This window comes from Streptomyces sp. NPDC057474, from assembly GCF_042802555.1.
Lineage (GTDB): Bacteria > Actinomycetota > Actinomycetes > Streptomycetales > Streptomycetaceae > Streptomyces.
This window is the reverse complement of record NZ_JBHVDX010000449.1, coordinates 1-2,857: the sequence shown is the minus strand read 5'-3', so window position 1 is coordinate 2,857 and position 2,857 is coordinate 1. Positions and strand designations below refer to the sequence as shown.

Below are 2,857 nucleotides of genomic sequence, written 5' to 3'. Positions count from 1 at the left end.
GAGGCCGCGAAGGCCGCCGCTGCCGCTCCGGCGCCGGCCGCCGCCGCCGCTCCGGCTGCCAGGAAGGCCCCGACCCTGGAGGCCTCGCCCCTGCGTGGCCAGACCATCAAGATGCCGCGCATCCGCAAGGTCATCGGCGACAACATGGTCAAGGCGCTGCACGAGCAGGCCCAGCTGTCGTCGGTCGTCGAGGTCGACGTCACCCGCCTGATGAGGCTGCGCGCCCGGGCCAAGGACTCGTTCGCGGCCCGTGAGGGCGTGAAGCTCTCCCCGATGCCGTTCTTCGTCAAGGCCGCGGCCCAGGCGCTGAAGGCGCACGCGCCCATCAACGCCCGGATCAACGAGGGCGAGGGCACGATCACCTACTTCGACGCCGAGAACATCGGTATCGCGGTGGACTCCGAGAAGGGCCTGATGACCCCGGTCATCAAGGGCGCGGGCGACCTCAACATCGCCGGTATCGCGAAGGCCACCGCCGACCTGGCGGGCAAGGTCCGGGCCAACAAGATCACGCCGGACGAGCTCTCCGGCGCGACCTTCACCATCTCCAACACCGGTTCGCGCGGCGCGCTGTTCGACACGATCATCGTGCCGCCGAACCAGGTCGCGATCCTCGGCATCGGCGCCACGGTCAAGCGCCCCGCCGTCATCGAGACGGAGGAGGGCACGGTCATCGGCGTCCGCGACATGACGTACCTGACCCTCTCCTACGACCACCGCCTGGTGGACGGCGCCGACGCGGCCCGTTACCTGACGGCCGTCAAGGCGATCCTGGAGGCGGGCGAGTTCGAGGTCGAGCTGGGGCTGTAACAGCCACGCCTGTCTGAACGGTGCCCCGTCCGGAGTTTCCGGGCGGGGCACCGTTCTCTGTCATCACGGGCCGGGACGGCATTGCCGCCACCATATTCGGCACCATGCCTGCCATCACCTTGCGCGTTGCGGATTCGATGGACCAGGCGTTGCGCGCCGCTGCCGCCGATGCCCCTTCCCTGAACGACTGCACGTCCGAGGGGTGGTAGCTGTTCGCCAAGGAGTGCGCATGAGGTCGAATTTGCTCGATCGTGTGATGGTCGGCTTCCGGGCTGGCGTTGTCCTGGGCCGTTTGGGTTAGCGTGATCGTTTGATCTGGGGCGCGGGGTACGGCGTCAGCGTGCGGGGCCCCTGCTGTGGACTGAGCGGGAGTGAGTTCGTTCAGCCGCGTGCCCCGAACGGTCTTGGACGAGCTGGTCCCCGGCGTACTCGACCCCGGGGCGGCGACACGCGTCCTGCGCGTGGTCCGGGCCCGGGAGGCCAGTTCCCGGAACGGTTCTCGGAGTGCCACGGCCGTGACCGCTCAGAAGCCTGGCCGGTACGGGTCTTTACAAAACGGCCCCCATGGCAGCGTGTAAGTCTCGTCTCACCTGCGCGAAAGCGCCCCCGTGCGCCTCTCACCGGCGGGGGCGCGGCTTTATTGTCTAGAGGTCAACGCCCTTGGGGCTCTGTCCCCCGCCGAAGGAGCCCTCATGACCACCGCGCCCGTCGTCCACTCGCTGCGCGAACAGATCCGCGAGCACATCGTGGAGGGGATCGTGAGCGGGCGGTGGAAGCCGGGCGAGCGAATCGTGGAGCGGCGGATCGCGACGGAGCTGGAGGTCAGCCAGACACCGGTGCGGGAAGCGTTGCGCGAGCTGGAGTCGCTGCGGTTGATCGAATCCGCGCCGAACAAGGGCGTACGGGTACGGAATCTGACCGCGGCCGATCTGGAGGAGAGCTACCCGGTACGGGCCGGTCTTGAGGCGATCGCGGCGGAGCTCGCGGCGGAGCGGCTGGCGGAGGACTGCTCTGCGCTCGAGCCGCATGTGGCCGCCCTGTACGAGGCTGACCGCAACGCCGACGGCACGTCCCAGGTGCGCCACACCGTGGGCTTCCACCGCGACATGGTCCGCGCCGCCGGCAACTCCGTCCTCCTGCACACCTGGGAGGGCCTGGGCATCGAGGTGTTCACGGCACTGTCCATCCGCTGGCTGGGGACGGTCCAGCAGTCGTACGCGGAGGAGCACCAGGCCCTGGTCGAGGCGTTCCAGCGGCGGGACCCGGAGATCGGCCGTCTGGTGAAGGAGCATGTGCTGGGCTGCGCTCCCCGCGCCGCCGGCGGTTCCGCCTGACGGATCCCGCTCCGGTTCCCCCCTCCGGCGTAGTCGGCCCCGCCGGCGCAGGACGATGCCGCTGAGGCGTGCCCATACTGAGGAGAGCCGTGTGTTCTCCCGGGGCCGTTCTCCGGGCTGTTCTTCGGGCTGTTCTTCGGACTGTTCTTCGGGGTGCCGACGACGACCCCCATCGGTCGAGGGTGGAGGGCCGTGTGAGCTGGCCAGTGCTCTCCCGTTCCGGACTGTCCGGAACGCTCCGGTCTGCCGCGTCGATGCTGGCCGCCGTGCCGGCGGCACTGCCGGTGGTCGGTCCCGCGCTGCGGCCCCGTACACCCGGGCTCTGGCCGACCGACGGCGGCGTGCAGATCGAGGTGCGGCACCTGGGCGGGCCCCGGACGGCCGGTGCGGCGCGCGAGGTGGAGTCCGCGCTGCGCGGGGTGCCAGGGGTGAGCCGCGCAGAGGTCAACGGCACGCTGGGCTGTGTCTACGTCGGCTGCGCGCCCGAGACCGACCTGGAGCGCGTCGCCGCCCTGGTCGCCGCCGCGGACGCCGCCGCTCGCCACGCGGGCGCCGCCACTCCGGACGAGGGCGCCGCCGCGTCGGATCGGGACGCCGGCGCTCCGGCCCGACGCGCCGGCGGGGAGAGCGAGTCGGGACACCGGGAGGCGGGAGCGGACGAGGGCCACGCCGGGGCCCGGGTGTGGCGGGCGCCGCGCCCGGTGGGCTTCCCC

General features: G+C 71.3%; 3 protein-coding genes. All 3 read left to right on the top strand.

Annotated features, from left to right (window positions below; translation table 11 throughout):
- Positions 1 to 810, top strand: an 810-nt coding sequence (locus ACFU53_RS47515) for a 2-oxo acid dehydrogenase subunit E2 (RefSeq protein WP_384006748.1), incomplete at its 5' end; no start/stop codon positions are given.
- Between the two features lie 692 nt (positions 811 to 1,502).
- Positions 1,503 to 2,144 (top strand): GntR family transcriptional regulator, encoded by a 642-nt coding sequence (locus ACFU53_RS47510; protein WP_384006746.1) that lies wholly within the window; start codon positions 1,503 to 1,505, stop codon positions 2,142 to 2,144.
- Between the two features lie 194 nt (positions 2,145 to 2,338).
- On the top strand, positions 2,339 to 2,857 hold a 519-nt coding region (locus ACFU53_RS47505; RefSeq protein ID WP_384006744.1), incomplete at its 3' end, for a hypothetical protein.

Bases quoted from the DNA above. Each gene is read 5' to 3' on its own strand.
- ACFU53_RS47510 (WP_384006746.1), top strand. From the start codon at position 1,503: ATGACCACCGCGCCCGTCGTCCACTCGCTGCGCGAACAGATCCGCGAG.